The sequence below is a fragment of the Ideonella sp. FW305-24 genome, assembly GCF_058788035.1.
This window is the reverse complement of record NZ_JBYTAI010000006.1, coordinates 112,700-132,689: the sequence shown is the minus strand read 5'-3', so window position 1 is coordinate 132,689 and position 19,990 is coordinate 112,700. Positions and strand designations below refer to the sequence as shown.

The 19,990-nt window shown below is 68.1% G+C and carries 17 protein-coding genes; 11 read left to right on the top strand and 6 right to left on the bottom strand.

Translation table 11 applies throughout. The features are described from left to right. Positions 1 to 220: 220 nt before the first annotated feature. Entirely contained in the window at positions 221 to 982 is a 762-nt protein-coding gene (locus AC3WR5_RS17770) for a TSUP family transporter (RefSeq protein WP_492485990.1), read from the top strand. A gap of 141 nt (positions 983 to 1,123) precedes the next feature. Beyond that, positions 1,124 to 2,857, top strand: coding sequence for an AMP-binding protein (locus AC3WR5_RS17765; protein WP_492485989.1), 1,734 nt, complete (start codon positions 1,124 to 1,126; stop codon positions 2,855 to 2,857). Between the two features lie 30 nt (positions 2,858 to 2,887). Here AC3WR5_RS17765 and AC3WR5_RS17760 read toward each other — a convergent pair whose 3' ends face one another. Beyond that, positions 2,888 to 5,122 carry a malate synthase G gene (locus AC3WR5_RS17760; protein ID WP_492485988.1) on the bottom strand — a complete coding sequence of 745 codons (2,235 nt, stop codon included), beginning with the start codon at positions 5,120 to 5,122 and terminating at the stop codon, positions 2,888 to 2,890. A gap of 159 nt (positions 5,123 to 5,281) precedes the next feature. Here AC3WR5_RS17760 and AC3WR5_RS17755 point away from each other — a divergent pair, with 159 nt between their 5' ends. Next, positions 5,282 to 6,202, top strand: coding sequence for a LysR family transcriptional regulator (locus AC3WR5_RS17755; RefSeq protein WP_492485987.1), 921 nt, complete (start codon positions 5,282 to 5,284; stop codon positions 6,200 to 6,202). Between the two features lie 55 nt (positions 6,203 to 6,257). Here the strand turns inward: AC3WR5_RS17755 and AC3WR5_RS17750 are convergent, their stop codons facing one another. Next, entirely contained in the window at positions 6,258 to 6,620 is a 363-nt protein-coding gene (locus AC3WR5_RS17750) for a PsiF family protein (RefSeq protein ID WP_141287393.1), read from the bottom strand. A gap of 126 nt (positions 6,621 to 6,746) precedes the next feature. After that, a complete protein-coding gene (locus tag AC3WR5_RS17745) occupies positions 6,747 to 8,207 on the bottom strand; it encodes a serine/threonine-protein kinase (RefSeq protein ID WP_310733315.1) in 1,461 nt (486 codons plus the stop codon). Between the two features lie 180 nt (positions 8,208 to 8,387). Between AC3WR5_RS17745 and argS the strand changes: the two genes are divergently transcribed. The 7 genes from argS to AC3WR5_RS17710 all read left to right on the top strand — a co-directional run bounded on the left by argS (position 8,388) and on the right by AC3WR5_RS17710 (position 16,303). Further along, entirely contained in the window at positions 8,388 to 10,100 is a 1,713-nt protein-coding gene (argS, locus tag AC3WR5_RS17740) for an arginine--tRNA ligase (RefSeq protein WP_492485986.1), read from the top strand. Positions 10,101 to 10,131: 31 nt separating this feature from the next. After that, positions 10,132 to 10,869 (top strand): SPOR domain-containing protein, encoded by a 738-nt coding sequence (locus tag AC3WR5_RS17735; RefSeq protein WP_492485985.1) that lies wholly within the window; start codon positions 10,132 to 10,134, stop codon positions 10,867 to 10,869. Between the two features lie 67 nt (positions 10,870 to 10,936). Further along, on the top strand, positions 10,937 to 11,572 hold the full coding sequence (locus AC3WR5_RS17730) for a thiol:disulfide interchange protein DsbA/DsbL (protein ID WP_492485984.1): 636 nt from the start codon (positions 10,937 to 10,939) through the stop codon (positions 11,570 to 11,572). Between the two features lie 153 nt (positions 11,573 to 11,725). Beyond that, positions 11,726 to 12,334, top strand: a complete 609-nt coding sequence (lptA, locus tag AC3WR5_RS17725; RefSeq protein WP_492485983.1) for a lipopolysaccharide transport periplasmic protein LptA — start codon at positions 11,726 to 11,728, stop codon at positions 12,332 to 12,334. A gap of 103 nt (positions 12,335 to 12,437) precedes the next feature. Continuing rightward, complete coding sequence (lptB, locus tag AC3WR5_RS17720) at positions 12,438 to 13,196, top strand: LPS export ABC transporter ATP-binding protein (protein ID WP_211361523.1); 759 nt, start codon at positions 12,438 to 12,440, stop codon at positions 13,194 to 13,196. Between the two features lie 237 nt (positions 13,197 to 13,433). After that, entirely contained in the window at positions 13,434 to 14,951 is a 1,518-nt protein-coding gene (locus tag AC3WR5_RS17715; RefSeq protein WP_231010606.1) for an RNA polymerase factor sigma-54, read from the top strand. Between the two features lie 41 nt (positions 14,952 to 14,992). Then, entirely contained in the window at positions 14,993 to 16,303 is a 1,311-nt protein-coding gene (locus tag AC3WR5_RS17710) for a THUMP domain-containing class I SAM-dependent RNA methyltransferase (RefSeq protein ID WP_492485982.1), read from the top strand. Here the strand turns inward: AC3WR5_RS17710 and AC3WR5_RS17705 are convergent. After that, a complete protein-coding gene (locus tag AC3WR5_RS17705) occupies positions 16,300 to 17,037 on the bottom strand; it encodes a 16S rRNA (uracil(1498)-N(3))-methyltransferase (RefSeq protein WP_492485981.1) in 738 nt (245 codons plus the stop codon). The genes AC3WR5_RS17710 and AC3WR5_RS17705 overlap by 4 nt on opposite strands. Positions 17,038 to 17,113: 76 nt before the next feature. On the opposite strand from AC3WR5_RS17705, the gene AC3WR5_RS17700 reads away from it, so the two are divergent. Next, entirely contained in the window at positions 17,114 to 17,506 is a 393-nt protein-coding gene (locus AC3WR5_RS17700; protein ID WP_492485980.1) for a VOC family protein, read from the top strand. Between the two features lie 169 nt (positions 17,507 to 17,675). On the opposite strand, the gene AC3WR5_RS17695 is transcribed toward AC3WR5_RS17700, so the two are convergent. Together AC3WR5_RS17695 and AC3WR5_RS17690 are read right to left on the bottom strand one after the other, a co-directional pair. Then, positions 17,676 to 18,230 carry a hypothetical protein gene (locus tag AC3WR5_RS17695; RefSeq protein WP_492485979.1) on the bottom strand — a complete coding sequence of 185 codons (555 nt, stop codon included), beginning with the start codon at positions 18,228 to 18,230 and terminating at the stop codon, positions 17,676 to 17,678. A 61-nt stretch (positions 18,231 to 18,291) separates the two neighbouring features. Continuing rightward, complete coding sequence (locus AC3WR5_RS17690; protein ID WP_141287713.1) at positions 18,292 to 19,983, bottom strand: long-chain-fatty-acid--CoA ligase; 1,692 nt, start codon at positions 19,981 to 19,983, stop codon at positions 18,292 to 18,294. Between the last annotated feature and the right edge of the window lie 7 nt (positions 19,984 to 19,990).

The following is a 19,990-nucleotide window of genomic DNA, read 5'->3' as shown; positions in this document are numbered from 1 at the left end:
GTGCGCTGCTGAAGGGGGTCCCGAGGAGACAAACCGGGCCAATAACCAGAACTCATGCCGCCCGCAAGGCCTGTAGATCGCGAGATCGGTACAGGCCGAGCAGAAATGAAAATGTGAAAATGCAAGGGCGCCAACGCTAGTTGGCGCCCTTGCGCCATTCTGGGGCCAGGTTTTGCAGCGCTGTTGCGGCGCCCGGGCACTTTCCAATTTTTACCGACCGATGCTGGACCTGCTGGTGGTTGCGGCCGCCTCCGGGCTGGCTGGTTTTGTCGATGCAATCGTCGGTGGCGGCGGCCTGGTACTGGTCCCCGCGCTGTTTGCCACCTACCCCGGCGCGCCACCTGCCTCGCTGATGGGCACGAACAAGGGTGGCGCGATCTGGGGCACCGCGTGGGCGGCGCGGCAGTTCGCGCGCCGCGTCAGCCTGAACTGGCGCGGCTTGATGCCGGCCGTGGCCATGGCGCTGCTGGGCAGCTGGGCGGGCGCCTGGACGCTCACCCAGGTCAGTGCCGACGGCCTGCGCAAGGCCTTGCCGCTGGTGCTGCTGGCCATCCTGGTCTACACGCTGGCCCGCAAGGACCTTGGCCGCGAACACGCGCCGCGCCTCGCGGCCACCCGTGAAAGCCTGGCAGCCGGCGTGATCGGCCTGTGCATCGGCTTCTACGACGGCTTCTTCGGCCCCGGTACCGGCAGCTTTTTCGTCTTCCTGTTCGTGCGCATCCTGGGCTACGACTTCCTGCACGCTTCCGCCGCGGCCAAGCTCCTGAACACGGCGACCAACGGCGCCGCGCTGCTGCTGTTCGCCTGGAAGGGCCATGTCTGGTGGCAGGTGGCTGCGGTGCTGGCGGTCACCAACGTGGCCGGCAGCTTGCTGGGCACCCGCATGGCGCTGCGCCACGGCGCCGGCTTCGTGCGAGGCGTGTTCATCCTGGTGGTCAGCGCGCTGATCCTGAAGACCGGCTACGACGCTTTCCTTCGGTGAATGGTCCGCGGCACAAGCCTGCCGCGCTGTCCGCAACGGTGTCTTCCCTGAGCGCCGCCGCAAACGCGGGTTCCCGCGGATGGCGGTCGTTTGCCTGGCGCTTAGCCTGCGGTGACGTTTGTTCATCCACAGGGCCGGCCCATGAATGCACCCCTCGCTCCCGAATCGGTGATGTCCGTGCACACCCAGTTCGTCGAGGCCCCGCCCGAGGCGCTGGCACTGCAGCGGCTGTACCACTGGGAACGCACGCAGCCGCAGCGCGTGGCCTTCGTGCAACCCATCGGCAATGGCGAGGTGCGCGAGTTCACCTGGGCCGAGGTGCTTCAGCAGACCCGGCGCATCGCCACCCACCTGCAGCAGCGAGGTTTCGAGCCTGGCTCGAAGATCGCCATCCTGGCCAAGAACTGCGCCTGGTGGCTGATGGCCGACTACGCGATCTGGATGGCCGGCCACGTCTCGGTGCCGCTCTACCCCACGCTGGCGGCCGACACCATAGGCCAGGTCCTGAGCCACAGCGAGGCCAGGCTGCTGTTCATCGGCAAGCTGGACAACTTCGACGCGATGGCGCCCGGCATTCCCGCCGGCCTGCCCTGCGTGAGCATGCCGCTGGCACCCGAACGCGCACGCGGTGAACGCTGGGACGCGCTGCTGGCGGCTTGCGCGCCGCTGGCCGGCGAGCCACTGCGAGAGCCGGGCGAGCTCTGCACGCTGATGTACACCTCCGGCACCACCGGCGCGCCCAAGGGCGTGATGCACAGCTTCGGCAACTTCGCCTGGGCCATCAGTTCCGGCCTGCGCCGCCTGGAGATCGACCACCGCGCCCGCATGCTGAGTTACCTGCCGCTGTCGCACGTGGCCGAGCGCACGCTGCTGGAACATGGCCAACTGGCCACCGGCATGCGCGTCTATTTCGCCGAACGCCTGGAAACCTTCACCGCCGACCTGCAGCGCGCCCGGCCCACCTGCTTCTTCTCGGTGCCGCGGCTGTGGGTCAAGTTCCAGCAAGGCGTCTTGGCGCGCATGCCGCAGGCCAAGCTGGACCGCTTGCTGCGCATCCCGCTGGTCGGCCAGCTGGTGCGCAAGAAAGTGCTGGCCGCGCTGGGGCTGGACAAGTGCCGCGTGGCCGCCGGTGGCGCCGCGCCCATGCCACCCGAGCTGCTGCGCTGGTACGAGCGCCTGGGCCTGTCCATCGTCGAGGTCTACGGCATGACGGAGAACTGCGGCGTCAGCCACGCCACGGTGGTCGGCCTGCCGCAGCCGGGCACGGTGGGCATTCCGTATGAAGGCGTCGAAAGCCGGCTGGACCCGCTGGACGGCGAGATCCAGATGCGCAGCCCGGCCGTCATGCAGGGCTACTTCAAGGAACCCGAGCTGACCCGCGAGGCCTTCACCGAAGATGGCTGGCTGCACACCGGGGACAAGGGCCAGTACGACGAGCAGGGCAACCTGCGCATCACCGGCCGCGTGAAGGACTTGTTCAAGACCAGCAAGGGCAAGTACGTTGCGCCCGCGCCCATCGAGGACAAGCTGGTGATGCACCCGGCGGTAGAGGCCTGTTGCGTCAGCGGCGCCAGCCTGGGCCAGCCGCTGGCGCTGCTGATGCTCAATGCCGACGCGGTCGCCAAATGTGCCGACACCGCCTTGCGCATGGAACTCGCCGCCTCACTCGCCGAACATCTGCAAGCCATCAACCAGCGCCTGGACCCGCACGAACAACTCGCCTGCCTGGTCATCGTCACCGAAGCCTGGACGGTGGACAACGGCCTCATCACCCCCACCTTCAAGATCAAGCGCAACCGCGTCGAGACGCTGTATGCGCACCACTACGAAAGCTGGACCGCGCGCGGTCAGGCGGTGGTCTGGGCGCAGGACTGAAAATTTTCCCAGCGACTGCGCCGAGGTCGTTCAGGCCCCAGCCTTTACTTTCAGCCGCCATGCGTGCAGCAGCGGCTCGGTATAGCCGCTCGGCTGCTCCTTGCCCTTGAACACCAGGTCCAGCGCCGCCTGGTAGGCCGCGCCGGTGGGGTTTTTGGCCAGGCTTTGGTAGAGCGGGTCGCTGGCGTTTTGCTGGTCCACCACCTGGGCCATGCGGGCGAAGGTGTCGCGCACCTGGGCTTCGCCGACCACGCCGTGTTGCAGCCAGTTGGCAATGTGCTGGCTGGAGATGCGCAGCGTGGCGCGGTCCTCCATCAGGCCGATGTTGTGGATGTCGGGCACCTTGGAGCAGCCCACGCCCTGGTCCACCCAGCGCACCACGTAACCCAGGATGCCCTGCGCGTTGTTGTCCAGCTCCTGCTGGCGCTCGACCTCGCTCCAGTTGGCATCCTTGGCCACCGGCACGGTCAGCAGGTTCGCCAGGATGGCTTCGCGCTCGCCGTTGCTGTCCATGGCCAGCGCCTGCTGCTCCAGCTCCTTTTGGACCTGGGCCACGCTGACCTGGTGGTAGTGCAGCGCGTGCAGCGTGGCGGCGGTGGGGCTGGGCACCCAGGCGGTGTTGGCGCCGGCCTTGGGGTGGCCGATCTTCTGCTTGAGCATCTCGGCCATCAGGTCCGGCATGGCCCACATGCCCTTGCCGATCTGAGCCCGGCCGCGCAGGCCGCATTGCAGGCCGACCAGCACGTTGCTCTTCTCATAGGCCTGGATCCAGGCGCTGGTCTTCATGTCGCCCTTGCGCAGCATGGGGCCGGCGTACATGGCGGTGTGCATCTCGTCGCCGGTGCGGTCCAGGAAGCCGGTGTTGATGAAGGCGACGCGGCTGCCGGCCGCGGCAATGCAGGCCTTCAGGTTCACGCTGGTGCGGCGCTCTTCGTCCATGATGCCCAGCTTCACGGTGCTGGGCGCCAGGCCCAGCAGCTGCTCGACGCGGCCGAACAGCTCGGCAGCAAACGCCACCTCGGCTGGACCGTGCATCTTGGGCTTGACGATGTAGACCGAGCCCTGGCGCGAGTTGGTGATGGCCGAGGTACCTCCGGTGCCGTTTGCCGATCCTTCGCCATGGCGCTTTCGCAGGTCGTGCAGCGCGATGGTGGTGGTCACCACCGCGTCCATGATGCCCTCAGGCACCTCTTTGCCGTCGCCCCACAGGATGGCCGGATTGGTCATCAGGTGGCCGACATTGCGCACGAACATCAGCGAGCGGCCGTGCAGCACGACCTGGCCCTGGCCGCTGGGGGCCGTGTAGACGCGGTCGGCGTTCAGGCGGCGGGTGAAGGTCTTGCCGCCCTTGCTGACTTCCTCGGTGAGCGTGCCCAGCTGGATGCCCAGCCAGTTGCGGTAGGCCAGCACCTTGTCCTCGGCGTCTACCGCGGCGACCGAGTCTTCCAGGTCCAGGATGGTGGACAGCGCGGATTCGACGATCAGGTCGCTGACGCCTGCCGCGTCGGTCTTGCCGATGGCCGTCGTCGGGTCGATCTGCAGGTCCAGGTGCAGGCCGTTGTGCACCAGCAGGACCGAAGACGGCGCGGCCGCGTCGCCCTGGTAGCCGGCGAGCTGCTTCGGGTCGGCCAGTCCGGTCAGCGTGCCGCCCTTCAGGTGCACCACCAGCTGGCCGGCTTCGATCGCGTACTTCGTCGCGTCCACATGGCTGGCCGAGACCAGCGGCGCGGCTTGGTCCAGCACCTGGCGGGCGTAGGCGATGACCTTGGCGCCGCGCACTGGGTTGTAGCCCTTGCCCTTCTCCGCGCCGTCGGCCTCGGGGATCACGTCAGTGCCATAGAGCGCGTCGTACAGGCTGCCCCACCGCGCGTTCGCGGCGTTCAGCGCATAGCGAGCGTTCAGGATGGGCACGACCAGCTGCGGCCCGGCTTGCGTGGCCAGCTCGGCGTCCACGTTGGCGGTTGTCGCCTTGACGTCCGCCGGCACCGGCACGGTGTAGCCGATCCTGGCCAGGAAGGCTTGGTAGGCCGGCATGTCGGTGATGGGGCCGGGATGGGCCTTGTGCCAGCCGTCCATCTCGGTCTGGATGCGGTCCCGCTCGGCCAGCAGCGCGGCGTTCTTGGGCGCCAGGTCGTGCACGATGGCGTCGAAGCCGGCCCAGAAGGTGGCCGCCGAGACACCGGTGTTGGGCAGCACCTGTTCATTGATGAACTGGTGCAGCACCGGGGCGATCTGCAGGCGGTGTTCGGTGATGCGGGTGCTCATGGGGATGTCCTTTGCAGGGCTGGAGTCAGGAAGCGTCAATGAGTCTGGATGCGGGCGGGCCGCCATGCCGGGGAATTTATTTGATACTCTGACAAAGATTAAGTCCCGAGTCTGCGATTGATTTGTGACTTTAAGTTTGGAATCGCGCCGGGAGCACGCATGGACCGCCTGAAGCAGATGGAAACCTTCGTGGCGGTGGCCACCCGGGGCAGCCTGACGGCCGCTGCCCAGGCCGAAGGTGTGGCACCGGCGCTGATCGGCCGGCGCATGGATGCGCTGGAGGCGCGGTTGGGCGTCAAGCTGCTGCAGCGCACGACGCGCCGCATCAGTCTGACGCACGAAGGCAGCGCTTTCCTCGAAGATTGCCAGCGCTTGCTGGCCGAGGTCAACAACGCCGAGGCCAGCGTGTCGGCCGGTGGGGTCAGGGCCAGCGGGCATTTGCGCATCACCGCACCGGCGGGATTCGGCCGCCGGCACGTCGCGCCAATGGTGCCCAGCTTTCTGGCCCAGCACCCGGAGGTCAGCCTGTCGCTGAACCTGTCGGACCGGCTGGTCGACATCGTCAACGAAGGCGTGGACTGCGCGGTGCGCGTGGGCGACCTGCCCGATTCCAGCCTGATCAGCGTGCGCCTGGCCGACAACCGTCGCCAGTGCGTGGCCACACCCGCCTACCTGGCCCGTGCCGGCACACCCAGGCACCCTTCCGAGCTGAACCGCTTCGCCTGCCTCACGCTCAGCTCAGAAGCCAGCCAGAGCCGCGGCTGGGCGTTTCGGGTCGACGGGCAGGTCACTTACCTGCGCCCGGCCGGCCGGCTGGACTGCAGCGACGGCCAGGTGCTGCACGAATGGTGCAAGCGCGACCTGGGCATCGCCTGGCGCAGCACCTGGGAGGTCCGGGCCGATCTCGAAGCCGGGCGGCTGGCCAGCCTGCTGGATGAATTCGCCGCGCCGCCCAACGGCATCTACGCCGTCTTCCCCAGCGCCCGGCTGCTGCCGCTGCGCGTGCGCTTGTGGATCGATTTCCTCAAGCAGACCTATGGCGACGCCGCCTACTGGCGCGGCAACGCGGTCCAGACGTGACAACGGCGCCGGCTGCGGGTGGCAGCGGGCGCCGTCCAATGGCGAGCCTGGCGGTTTACTTCGCGCTCAGGCAGTCCTTCATGAAGGCCTTGCGGGCATCGCCGGTGAGGGCCTTGGTCTTCGCGTCGGCATTGCAGGTCTTCATCTTCGACTGCTGCGCCGTGGCGCTCGCCGCCGCTTCCGGCGCCGCCGCCGCGCCCGCCGCGCTCAGGCACTGCTTCATGAAGTCCTTGCGCGCATCGCCGGTCAGCGCCTTGGTCTTCGCATCGGCATTGCAGGTCTTCATCTTGTTCTGCTGGGCCGCAGCAGAAGCGGAGGGCGCCGGTGCAGCGGCCGACGCAGCGGGCGCGGCAGGCGTTGCGGCAGCGGCAAGACCGACCAGGCTGGTCAAAGACAGGGCAAGGATGAGCTTCTTCATGGCGTGGGTCCTTTGTGAATCGATGGGGCGACGTGCCCGAACAGCCAGGGCCTCCTCGCCCTGACGTCGCGATTCAACGCCAACTCTGCGCGGCGGTGCACAGCGGCCGGAAAAATATTCGTCAACTCAGAGGATGCGCCGCGGATGGTCCAGTGCCTCGTGCGCGGCGTGCAGCCGCCGCACCAGCACGCGGATGAAGCCACGGTCGAAGCGGTGGCGGGTGGGCGGGCTGAGCTGGTCCAGCGATTCGGGCGTGAACGAGACGGTGGTGCAGGCCTGGGTGGTGACGATGTCGGCACTGCGCTGGCGCAGCTCGGAGCTGGGGGCGAGGTAGGCCATTTCGCCGACAGAGGTGCCGGGGCCCAGTGTGGCGACGACCTGGCTGTTGCGGCGTATCTCGACTTCGCCCTGCGCAATGATGTGGAAGCGGCGGCCTTCCTGGCCGGCGCGGCCGATGTGGTGGCCCAGCGGGAAGCGCTGCCAGCGGGCCCGGTGCACGACTTCCCACAGCTCGGCGTCGCCAAAGTCGGTGAAGAAATCCAGCGTGCGCAGCAGGTTGAAGCGTTCGGAATCAAGCACACGCTGCAGGGGGCCGCGCGGCACTTCGTTGTGGGTGATCAGGCCGGACAGCGCCTCGGCGAATGCTTCCCAGGTGGCGGGGCGGTCCGCGGGCTTTTTCTGCAGCGCGCCACGGATCACCTGGTCCAACGCTTCGGTCACGCCGTCGCGGCAGCCCATCAGCGAAGGCGGCTCGGCCTTCCAGATCTGTTGCAGCAGCGCGCCCTGGTGCTCGGCCTCGAATGGCGGGCGGCCGGCTACCAGGTGATAGAGCAGTGCGGCCAGCGAATACATGTCGGCGCGGCAGTCCAGCTCGGCGCCGTCCAGCTGTTCGGGCGACATGTAGGCCAGCGAGCCGACACGGTGCACCTGCGTCTCGTCGGCCGTCATGTTCAGCGCGCTGCCGAAGTCGGTGACCTTCAGGTCGATGATGTCGTTGCCGTCCACCACCACCAGGATGTTGGCCGGCTTCACGTCGCGGTGGATCACGCCCTGGCGGTAGACGTAGTTCAGCGCCATCGCGCACTTGAAGCCGACTTCCACCACCTGCTCCAGCGACAGCAGGCGCTCGGGCGAGCAGAAGTGCTTCAGCGTCAGGCCGGGCACGTAGTCCATCACCAGGTAGGGCGCGACCGGATCGTCGACCGCGTCGAGGATGCGCACCACGTTCGGATGGTTCAGCCTGCCCACCAGCGCGGCCTCGGCGGCGAAGAAGCGCTCTGAGAAGCGCCGCTCCAGCGCGGTCGCCTGAGGGCCGGGGCGCACGCGCTTGACGGCCACCTCGCGCTTGTGGAACAGGTCCTGCGCGAGAAAGACTTCGCTGGTCGCACCAGTGCCCAGCCTGGCCAGCACCGGGTACTTGCCGATGGCCTCGGGCAGGTCGCGGGGCGGCATCGCCAGCGTGATGTCGGGCTGCGAAGGCGAGGACGAGGTGCTCGCCGAGCCGCCGCCACGCGCGCTGGTCCGGGACGAGGTGCGGGTGGCCGAGGTCGACGAAGCGCGTGGCGAGGATCGCGAAGAGGTGCTCAAGACGGGCAGGCGAGAAAGGGTGGGGGGGGCGGCCTTGGCGCACAGCACCACCCGAGCCTGCACTGTGCACCTTCGCGCCAACGCCAATCCGTCGATCAGCCCGCTGCCAGCCGGGCTTTTCGCTGCCGCCCCGGGGGCCGGTGCCGGGCGCGGCAGGCCCCGAACCGTAGAATCCCGCCCATGATCCAAGCCAAGGCAGAGCTCCAGTCCGCGCTGGCCGCTGCGGTCGCGCAACTGGCGCCCGACACCGCCCTCGTCCCCCAATTCGAATCGCCCAAGCAGGCCGCCCATGGCGACCTGGCGATCACCGCCGCAATGCAGCTGGCCAAGCCGATGCGCGCCAACCCGCGCGCCGTGGCCGAACAGCTGATTGCGCTGCTGAACCAGCAGCCGGCCTTCCAGCGCTGGGTCAGCGCACTGGAAATCGCCGGCCCCGGCTTCATCAACCTGCGCCTGGCGCCGGCTGCCAAGCAGGCCGTGGTGGCCGAGGTGCTGGCCGCGGGTGGCCAGTTCGGTGACCGCGCCGCCACCGGCAAGCACGTGATGGTGGAGTTCGTCTCCGCCAACCCGACCGGCCCGCTGCACGTGGGCCATGCCCGCCAAGCCGCGCTCGGTGACGCGCTGTGCTCGCTGTTCAAGACCCAGGGCCACGACGTGACCCGGGAGTTCTACTACAACGATGCCGGCGTGCAGATCGCCACCCTGGCCCATTCCACGCAACTGCGCCTGAAGGGCTTCAAGCCGGGTGACGACTGCTGGCCGACCGACCCGGACAACCCGGAGAGCAAGAAGTTCTACAACGGCGACTACATCCAGGACATTGCCGACGCCTTCCTTCGCAAGGAGACCGTCAAGGCCGACGACCGCGAGTTCACAGCGTCAGGCGACACCGACGACCTGGACAGCATCCGCCAGTTCGCCGTGGCCTATCTGCGCCACGAGCAGGACCTGGACCTGCAGGCCTTTGGCCTCAAGTTCGACAACTACTTCCTCGAGAGCAGCGTCTACGCCGGCGGCCAGCTCGACGCTGCCGTGCAGCGCATGGTGGCCAGCGGCAAGACCTACGAGAAGGACGGCGCGCTGTGGTTCAAGTCCACCGACTACGGGGACGACCAGGACCGCGTGATGCGCAAGTCCGGCGGCGGCTTCACCTATTTCGTGCCTGACGTGGCCTATCACGTCAACAAGTTCGAGCGCGGCTACACGCAGTGCATCAACATCCAGGGCACCGACCACCACGGCACCATCGCCCGCGTGCGCGGCGGCCTGCAGGCGCAGAACCTGGGCATCCCGCAGGGCTTCCCGGACTACGTGCTGCACAAGATGGTCACGGTGATGAAGGGTGGCGAGGAGGTCAAGATCAGCAAACGCGCCGGCTCCTACGTGACGTTGCGCGACCTGATCGACTGGACCAGCCGTGACGCGGTGCGCTTCTTCCTGATCAGCCGCAAGGCGGACACCGAGTTCACCTTCGACGTCGACCTTGCGCTCAAGCAGAACGACGAGAACCCGGTGTTCTACGTGCAGTACGCCCATGCCCGCATCAGCAAGGTGCTGCGCGACTGGGTGGGCGAGCACGGCGGCGACCTGGCCGCGCTGCCGCAGGCCGACCTGTCGCTGCTGACGGCGCCCTCGGAAGCCTCGCTGATGCTGAAGCTCGCCGAATACCCCCAGATGCTGACCGGCGCCGCGGCGGACCTGGCGCCGCACGACGTGGCCTTCTACCTGCGCGACCTGGCCTCGGCCTTCCACAGCTACTATGCGGCCGAGCGATTTTTCGTCGACGGGAATGCGGCGCTGACCCAGGCCCGGCTGGCGCTGCTGGCCGCGACCCGCCAGGTGCTGCGCAATGCGCTGGCCTTGCTCGGCGTGAGCGCGCCGGAGTCGATGTGACATGGACGTTGCGCGAGCAGCAGGAGTTGGCATGAATCGAGTTGGCGGCGTCCGTCGGGCGCAGCGCGGTGGCTTTTTGCTGGGCCTGATCATCGGCCTGCTGGTGGGCCTGGCGGTGGCGCTGGGCGTGGCGCTCTACATCGCCAAGGTGCCGGTGCCCTTTGTCGACAAGGTCGGCCACCGCAGCGCCGAGCAGGACGCGGCCGAAAACGAAAAGCTCAAGAGCTGGGACCCGAATGCCGGCCTGGTCGGCAAGCAGGTGCCGCGCCCGGCGATGGCGCCTTCGGCCGCTGCTGCGGGCAATGCCGACAACGGCAGCGATCCCGCCGCGCCCGCCTTGCGCCCGGCCACGCCAGCGCAGTTGCCAGCCGTGGCGGCCTCACGCCCGCAGGCAGTCACCGGCACCGCCCCGACACCCGGGGCCACCACGCCAGCGCCCGCCGCAGCCACCAAACCGGCGCGTGACCCGGCCGCCATCCTGGCTGGCGAGCCCTCGCCGGCCCCGGCGGCCACCGGGCCGGAGGCCTTCACCTACTTCGTGCAGGCCGGCGCCTTCTCCAGCGCCAACGACGCTGAGCAGCAGCGCGCCAAGCTGGCGATCCAGGGCCTGGTCGCCAAGGTCAGCGAGCGCGAGCAGTCCGGCCGCACGGTGTATCGCGTGCGCCTGGGCCCGTATGCCAACCGCGACGAGGCCGAGCGCGTTCAGGAGCGGCTGACGGCCGTCGGCGCCGAATCGGCGCTGGTGCGTGTGGAGCGCAGCAAGCAGTGAGGCTGCTGGCTGTGGTCGCGTTAAACCCTTCCCCTTTTTCATCTTCTCCTCTGCGAGGACTGTTGGCATGAGCTTGAATCGGCGAGATTTTTCGGTGGCGGTCGCTGGCCTGGCCACGCTGGGTGCTGCCCATGCACAGGGCGCCCCGGTCGAAGGCAAGGACTACCAGAAGCTGTCGCCGCCGGTGCCGGTGGCGAGTTCCGGCAAGGTCGAGGTGGTGGAGTTCTTCTGGTACGGCTGCCCGCACTGCAATGCGCTGGAGCCTTACCTCAACCAGTGGCTGGCCAAGCTGCCGCCGGACGTCTCGTTCCATCGCATCCATGTCGGCTTCACGCCGGTCCATGCGTATCACCTGAAACTCTTCTACGCGCTGGAAGCCATGGGCGTGGAGGAGCAGTACCACAGCAAGGTGTTCGCGGCGATGCACGTCGCCCACCAGCGCCTGGGCCAGGACAGCGAGATCCTGACCTGGGCCAGCAGCGTCGGCCTGGATGGCGCCAAGCTGGTGTCCTTCATGAACTCGTTTTCGGTGGCCGGCAAGCTGCCGCAGGCCAAACAACTGACTGCCGCCTATCATGTGGAAGGCGTGCCGACCTTCGGCGTGCAGGGCCGCTACATCACCTCGCCAGCGATGGTGGGCAGCGAGACCGGCGTGTTCAACGTGCTGAACTCACTGATCGCAACGGCCCGCAAACAAGGCTGAGGCAGGCCCCGGGGCGCGCCGCGTCCATGCGCGTAGCGCGGCCGGCGCGGGGTTGCAAGCCGGGTGCGCAAGTCCGCACGAAATGATGGGATGAAGCCAGTTTCGGCGCGCAACTGAGGCATAGAATGGCCTGCAAGTTTCATGCCGAAATCCATGCCAGTTCGCATTTCGCCATCCCCTGTTCACCTGTTCCGCCGTCTGCTGCCCACATTGGCGCTGGCCGCTGGCATGCTTCCCTGGCAAGCCGCGCAGGCTGAGAAGGCCGACCGCAACAAGCCCATGGTGGTCGAGAGTGACGGCAAGCAGGCCGCTTCGGTGGACCTGGCAAAGAAGCTCACCGTCATTGTCGGCAACGTCACCATCACCCAGGGCACGCTGCTGATCAAGGCCGAACGGGTCGAGGTGCGCGAGCCGCAGCCCGGCATCTTCACCGCGATGGCCTTTGCCCCGGCGGGTGGCGCGGCCAGCTTCCGCCAGAAGCGCGATGTGGCGGACCAGTACGTTGAAGGCCAGGCCGAGCGCATCGAATACGACGGTGTGGCCGAGAAAGTGCACTTCATTGGCAATGCCCAGCTGCGCAGCCTGCGCGGCGCTGAAGTGGCCGACCGCGCCAACGCCTCCACCATCGTCTACGACCAGCGCGCCGACACTGTGGTGCTGGCCGGCGGCGGCACCGCCACGCCTGGCCTGGAGCAAGGCCGCGTGCGCATGATCTTCACGCCGCAGCCGGCTTCGGCGCCGGCCAGCGGGGCTGCGCCATGAGCCCGCTGTGCCGTCCCAAGGTCGAAACCGGAGCATGCAGTGCGGAGGCAGTCCAGTGAGCGAGATCGCCACCCCTGAGACGACCACGCCGCCAGCGCCACCTCTGACGCCGCCCGTCGCCGCCTGCCGCCTGGTTGCCTCCGGCCTGCGCAAGACCTACGGCGCGCGCACCGTCGTGAAAAACGTGCACCTGTCGGTCGCGGCTGGCGAAGTCGTCGGCCTGCTGGGCCCCAATGGCGCTGGCAAGACCACGACCTTCTACATGGTGGTCGGCCTGGTGCGCTGCGACGCAGGCCGCATCCTGATCGACGACGTGCCGATCGAGCGCCTGCCCATCCACCACCGCGCGCGGCTGGGCCTGTCCTACCTGCCGCAGGAAGCCTCGATCTTCCGCAAGCTGACGGTGGACGAGAACATCCGCGCGGTGCTGGAGTTGCAGGTCGATGCCAAGGGCAAGGCGCTGAAGGCCGATGTGATCCAGCAGCAGCTCGACACCTTGCTGGCCGACCTGAGCCTGACCAGCCTGCGCGAATCGCCGGCCCCGGCGCTGTCCGGCGGCGAGCGGCGGCGCGTGGAGATTGCCCGTGCGCTGGCCACCCAGCCACGCTTCATCCTGTTGGACGAGCCGTTTGCCGGCGTCGACCCGATCGCGGTGATCGAGATCCAGCGCATCATCAGTTTCCTGAAGGCGCGTGGCATTGGGGTGTTGATCACCGACCACAACGTGCGCGAGACGCTGGGCATCTGCGACCGCGCCTACATCATCAGCCAGGGTGACGTGCTTGCCGAAGGCACGCCCGCCCAGATCATCGAGAACCCGGACGTGCGCCGGGTCTACCTCGGCGAACACTTCCGGATGTGAGATGTCGGCCCCCCGGTTCACCTTCGGTGCCCCGGCCCCCCGAGGGGGCCGCGAGGCCGCTTGGGAGCGGCCCGGCACGGCCTCGCGTTGTGTGTCGGCCCCCCGGTTCACCTTCGGTTCCCCGGCCTCCCGAGGGGGCCGCGGGGCCGCTTGGGAGCGGCCCGGCACGGCCTCGCCGGAATTCAGCTCTTTGTTCACCCGCCGTGCCCTGCGTGCGCTTCCCGAGGTTGTTGTCAGATGAAGCCCACCCTACAGGTCCGCCTGTCGCAGCACCTGGCGCTCACGCCGCAGCTGCAGCAGTCCATTCGCCTGTTGCAGCTCTCCACGCTGGAGCTGCACCAGGAAGTCGAGCAGATGCTCGAACAGAACCCTTTCCTCGAACCCGAGGAAGACGCCAACCCGTTTGAATTCGGCCCGGCCGAGCGCGCCACCAGCTCGCAGAAGGAAGAGAGCGACTCGGCTGGTGCCACCGTGGGCGAAGGCGGCGACGAGCCCGCGGCGATGGACGGCGCTGCCGACTTCGGCACCACCGAGCGCGACGACTGGGAAAACGGCACCGAGCGCGATGACTTCGACGGCATCCGCGAGACGCCCTCGGCCGGCACCTCCGGCAGCGGCGGCGACGAAGACTTCGAGCCGCAGGAGCGTGGCGGCAGCGGCCCGTCGCTGCAGGACCATTTGCGCGTTCAGCTCTCGGGCATGCGCCTGTCGCCGACCGACGCTGCCGCGGTGATGGTGCTGATCGAGTCGCTGGACGAAGACGGCTACCTCGACGGCACGCTGGAAGACATCGCCGAACGCCTGGCCGATTCGCTGGAGATGGGCGATGAGGAACAGCGCGAGAACCTGCTGGACCAGCTGCGCTGCGGCCTGCACTGGCTGCAGAGCATGGAGCCCACGGGCGTGGGCGCGCGCAACCTGTCCGAATGCCTGGCGCTGCAGCTGCGCCACCGCCCGGCCTGCGCCGCGCGGGACTGCGCGCTGGCCATCTGCCGGGACCAGCTGGAGCTGCTGGCCCGGCGCGACATGAAGAAGCTGGCCGCCGCGACCGGGTTCGACGAAGCCACGGTCAAGCTGGCGCAAGGCCTGATCGTCGCCTGCGAGCCCAAGCCCGGCCGGCCGTTTGCCAAGGCCGAGGCGCTGATCGTGATCCCGGACGTCATCGTCGTGAAGTCCGGCCGCAACTGGAAGGCCTCGCTGAACCCGGACGTGATGCCCAAGCTGCGCGTGTCCGACCTCTACGCCCAGGCCATCCGCGGCCAGCGTGGCGGTGGCAACCTGTCGGCCCGGCTGCAGGAAGCGCGCTGGTTCATCCGCAACATCCAGCAGCGCTTCGACACCATCCTGCGTGTCAGCCAGGCCATCGTCGAGCGGCAGAAGAACTTCTTCACCCATGGCGAGATCGCGATGAAGCCGCTGGTGCTGCGCGAGATCGCCGACGAACTCGGCCTGCACGAGTCCACCATCTCGCGCGTGACCACCGCCAAGTACATGTCCACGCCCTCGGGCACCTTCGAGCTGAAGTACTTCTTCGGCTCGTCGCTGAACACCGATGCGGGCGGCAATGCCTCCAGCACGGCGGTGCGCGCGCTGATCAAGCAGTTCGTCGCCGCCGAAAGCACCGTCAAGCCCTTGTCGGACAGCCAGATTGCCGACATGCTGGAAGAGCAGGGCATCCAGGTTGCGCGGCGTACCGTCGCCAAGTACCGCGAAGCGCTGAAGATCGCACCCGCCAACCTGCGCAAGGCGCTATGAATTCGAATCCACCTTCCGCGGCATCTGGCGCTCCCCGCCGCGTGCCGCGCGCTGGCGCTGGCGCGCCGCGTCCGGCCGCACCCACGCTGGCCCAGCTGTTCCTGCCCTGCTCCGCCGGCACCGAGCCCTGGCTGGTCGAAGAGTGCCAACGGCTGCTGCCGGCCGGCACCGTGGTCGAAGCCGGCCGCGGTGGTGTCTATGTGGACGGCGGGCCCGAGCACGCGATGCGGCTCAACATCGGCAGCCGGCTCGCGCAGCGCGTGCTGTGGCAGGTGGCCGCCGGCCCCTATCGGGACGAGCACGACCTCTACGACCTGGCGCGCAGCGTGCGGTGGGATGCCTGGATCACGCCGCGCGAAACCCTGCGGGTGGACGCCTCGGCCTGGCGCTCACCGCTGCAAAGCCTGAATTTCGCGTCGCTGCGCATCAAGGACGCCGTCTGCGACCAGCTGCGCGAGCTGACCGGCGAGCGCCCGAGTGTCGACACCCGCTTTCCGGACCTCGCGCTGGTGCTGCACGTCGGCCCCGAGCAGGCCAGCTTGAGCGTGGACCTTTCGGGCGAAGCGCTGTTCAAGCGCGGCTGGCGCGAAGCCAAGGGCGAAGCGCCGCTGAAGGAAACGCTGGCCGCGTCCATGTTGGCCGCTGCCGGCTGGCAGGGCCGCGAAGAAGACGGTGGCCTGCTGGACCCGTGCTGCGGCGCTGGCACCATCGCCATCGAAGCCGCGCAGATTGCCTGCGGCATCGCGCCCGGCATGCTGCGCCGCTTCGCGTTCGAGAAGCTGCTGCCGTTCCGCGAGCACCTGAACACGCTGCGCCACCTGCGCGAAGAAGCCCAGTCCCTGGTGCACGCGCCGAGCGTGCCGATCTGGACCGGCGACGTTTCCTTCCGCATGACCGACTTCGCCACCCGCAATGCCGAGCGCGCCGGCGTGGCCCACGCGATCGAATTCAAGACGGCCGACGCACTGCAGCGCCCGGCCCCGGCCGACCACGGCACGCTGCTGATGAACCCGCCCTACGGCGAGCGCATCGCACCCAAGGGCGCAGGCCAGCGCCACGTCTACCAAGCCGGCCCGAACAGTCGCGCCGAGCCGGAGACGATCCAGGGCGAAGCCTTCGAAGGCGCGGCCGACGCCAGCGACTTCTACCGCCGCCTGGCCGCCCACTGGAAAGGCCACTACAGCGGCTGGACCGCCTGGGTGCTCACGCCCGAAGCCAAGCTGCCCAGCCTGCTGCGCCTGAAGGAAAGCCGCCGCGTGCCGATGTGGAATGGCCCGATCGAGTGCCGCATGTTCCGCTTCGACATGGTGGCCGGCTCGGCGCGGCAGGACGCGCCGCCGCCAGAGGCTTAAAGCCCCAGCAAGCTCAGCGCCGCCAGCGGCGCTGTGTCTGCCCGCAGCACGCGGGCGCCCAGGCTTTGCGTGATGAATCCTCGTGTGCGGGCCAGAGCTTCCTCGCGCTCGTCCAGTCCGCCTTCGGGGCCGCTGAGCAGGCAGAGCGACTGGATGGCCGTTGCGGTTTCGGCCAGCATGCGTGGCGTGCGGGCGTCTTCGGCAAAGCTCAGCAGCAGGCGTTGTGAATCGTCTGCCAAGGTGGCGGGCAGGGTGCCCAGCCAGTTGTCCAGCGTACGGATGGGTTCGACCTGCGGCACGACGGTGCGGCCGCTTTGTTCGGCTGCCGCCACCGCCACGCCTTGCCAGTGCGCGCGGCGCTTGTCGGCCCGTTCGCCGCTGAGCTTGAGCACCGAGCGGGCGCATTGCAGCGGCTGGATCGCCGCCGCGCCCAGTTCGGTGGCTTTTTCGATCAGCGCGTCCATGCGCTCGTTGGCCGGCATGCCGATGGCCAGCGTCACGCGGCGCGCCAATTCGCGCTGCGCCGGGTCGTGCGCACCCACGCGCAGGTCCACGTCGTGCCGGCCCATGCGCGTGACTTCGGCGGCCCATTCGCCGCCCTGGCCGTTGAAGACGACCAGCGGGTCACCCGGCTGCAGCCGCAGCACCTGCACGTGGCGCGAAGCTTCGGGTGGCAAGGTCAGCTCGGCACTTTCGGCGAGCGGGGCATCGAGGTAGAGACGGAGAACGGCCATGCCGCCAGTGTGCCGCAGCGGCGCAGCGTTTCACCTCGTGTAGGCTTGGCCTGCTCACGGCGCTCAAGGAAACCGCATGTCCCTCATGACAAAGCCAGGTGCTGTCATCTTTGCCAAGCAGCTCGAACGCATGGCGAGCTTCTATTCGGAGGTCCTGCTGTTGCCGGTCACGCATGCAGAAGGCGACCACGTGGTGCTGGAATCCGATGTGTTCCAGCTGGTGATGCACGCGATCCCCAGGCAGATTGCCGACACCATTGCCATCAGCGATCCGCCCGCCATTCGGGAAGAGACGCCGATCAAGCTGTTCTTCCCGGTGGCCAGCCTGGCGGATGCGCGGGCCAGGGCCGCCTTGCGAGGCGGGCAGCTGAACCCGAGCAGCCATGAGTGGACAGCGCGCGGCTTTCGGGCCTGCGACGGCCACGACCCCGAGGGCAATGTGCTGCAGCTGCGCGAGCCGGCGCCTTGACCGGCGCGGCTCAGTGCCCGAAGTACGCCGGCCGGTCCACGCGCTGGCAGTGCGCGCGGGGGACACGCTGCTGAACACCGGCGGGGCGACCAGCAGGCCAGCGGCCTGACGCCGTTTTCGTCCCAGCCGCGACAGCAATCTGCTTTGGTGCTCGCCTGAGCCGCCCGGTTCAGGCGCTGCGCAAGGCGCCGTAGAAGCGCTTGACGGCCGCCATGCCGTGGTCGTCGCGCAACTGTTCGGCAAAGCGCAGCGCCAGGGTTTGCAGCTCCGGCAGCCCGCTGCACTTTTCGACTTCCAGCACGAAGCGGTAGCCGCGCATCAGGCCCAGCTGGGTCTTGCCCTGCGAAGTCAGCACGTCATAGAGACCGGTGTAGGTGGCATCCCGGATGGCTTGCTGCACACGGGCCCAGAAGGCGCTGGCGTTGTCGTCATCAGCGGCCGCTTCGGCAACCGCTGCCGGCCCGGGGGCTGCAGCGCCAGCCTTGGCGGGCGGCGGCGCCACCGCGGCTGCACCGCCGGTCTGGCCCGCCAAAGCAATGAAGCCTGCGGCCAGCAGCTGCGCCAGGTCGGCTTCGCTCACGCCGTTGACGGCCTGCAGCCAGTAGCTGTCAGGCTTGCTGTCGTTGATCACCAGCAGCAGGTTGCGCACCGGCCGGCTGAGGCTGGCCGCCTTGGTCTGGATCTCTGCCAGGCCGGCAGGGGTCTTCACATAGTGAATGCTCATCACGGGACCTGCTGCGGGCCCCTGGCCCGCCCAACGACGTTATGGACAGCCTTGCCCGTCTTCAGCGGGCTGTGGCTGGCGTGGGCTTGTCGCGCAATTCGCGGCGCAGCACCTTGCCTACCGGAGTCTTCGGCAGGTCTGTGCGGAATTCAATCACACGTGGCCGTTTGTAACCGGTCAAATTCGCTTCGCACCAGTGGCGCACGTCGGCTTCGGTCAATGCCGGGTCTTTTTTCACGATCACGACCTTCACCGCCTCGCCGGCTTTTTCGTCCGCCACGCCCACCGCCGCGCATTCCAGCACGCCAGCCATCTGGGTGATCACGTCTTCGATCTCGTTCGGGTACACGTTGAAACCCGAAACCAGGATCATGTCCTTCTTGCGGTCGACGATGCGGAAGTAGCCGCGCTCGTCCATCACGCCCACGTCGCCGGTGCGGAAGAAGCCGTCGGCCGTCATGACCTTGGCGGTTTCGTCCGGCCGCTGCCAGTAGCCGGCCATCACCTGCGGGCCACGGATGGCGATCTCGCCGGCCTGGCCATTCGGCACAGTGTTGCCGTCATCGTCCAGCAGCGCCAGCTCGGTGTTGGGCACCGGCAGGCCGATGGTGCCGGTGTAGGCCGCCACGTCCACCGGGTTGCACGAGGCCACCGGCGAGGTTTCCGAAAGGCCGTAGCCCTCGCAGATCGGGCAGCCGGTCTTCTCCAGCCACAGCCGCGCCGTTGCCTGCTGTACCGCCATGCCGCCGCCCACCGAGATCTTCAGGTGGCTCCAGTCCACCTTGTCGAAGTCCGGGTGGTTGGCCAGCGCGTTGAAGAGGGTGTTGACCGCCGGGAAGCTATGGAAACGCTCGTTCGACAGCTCCTTGAGCACGCTGGGCAGGTCGCGCGGGTTGGCCAGCAGGATGCCGCAGCCGCCCATGCGCAGGCCCAGCATCATGTTCGTGTTGAAGCCGAAGATGTGATAGAGCGGCAGCGCGCAGATGGTGACCAGCTGCTCGCCGGCCGGCACCTTGCCGAGCGCCGGCTGGTACCAGGCTTCGGACTGCAGCACGTTGGCCACCAGGTTGCGGTGCAGCAGCACCGCGCCCTTGCTCACGCCGGTGGTGCCACCGGTGTACTGCAGCACCGCGATGTCGTCCGGCCCGACGGCGGGCGCGGTGAAGGTCTTGTTGCGGCCGGCGGCAATCGCGTCATTGAAGCGCAGTGCCTTGGGCAGCTCGAACGGCGGCACCAGCTTCTTGGCCTTGCGCACCACGTAGTTGACGATGGCGCCCTTCAGGAAGCCCAGCGTGTCGCCCATCGCGGCCAGGATCACGTGCTGGATCGGCGCGGCGGCCTGCACCGCCTGGTAGGTGTGGGCGAAGTTCTCCAGGATGATCAGGCCCTTGGCGCCCGAGTCCTTCAGCTGGTGCTCCAGCTCGCGTGGCGTGTAGAGCGGGTTGACGTTGACCACCACCATGCCGGCCCGCAGGATGCCGGCCACTGCGACCGGGTACTGCGGCACGTTGGGCATCATCACCGCGATGCGGTCGCCACGCTGCAGGCCGCTGGCCTGCAGGTAGGCCGCGAAGGCACGCGAAAGCTCGTCGATCTGGGAGAAGCTGTAGCTCTTGCCCATGAACTTGTAGGCGGGCAAGCGGCTGTATTTCTGGAAGCTCTCTTCCAGCAGCGCCACCAGCGAAGGATAGACATCCGTCTTGACCTCGGCCGGCACGCCTGCGGGATATTGCTTCAACCAGACTTTTTCCATCCAGAAC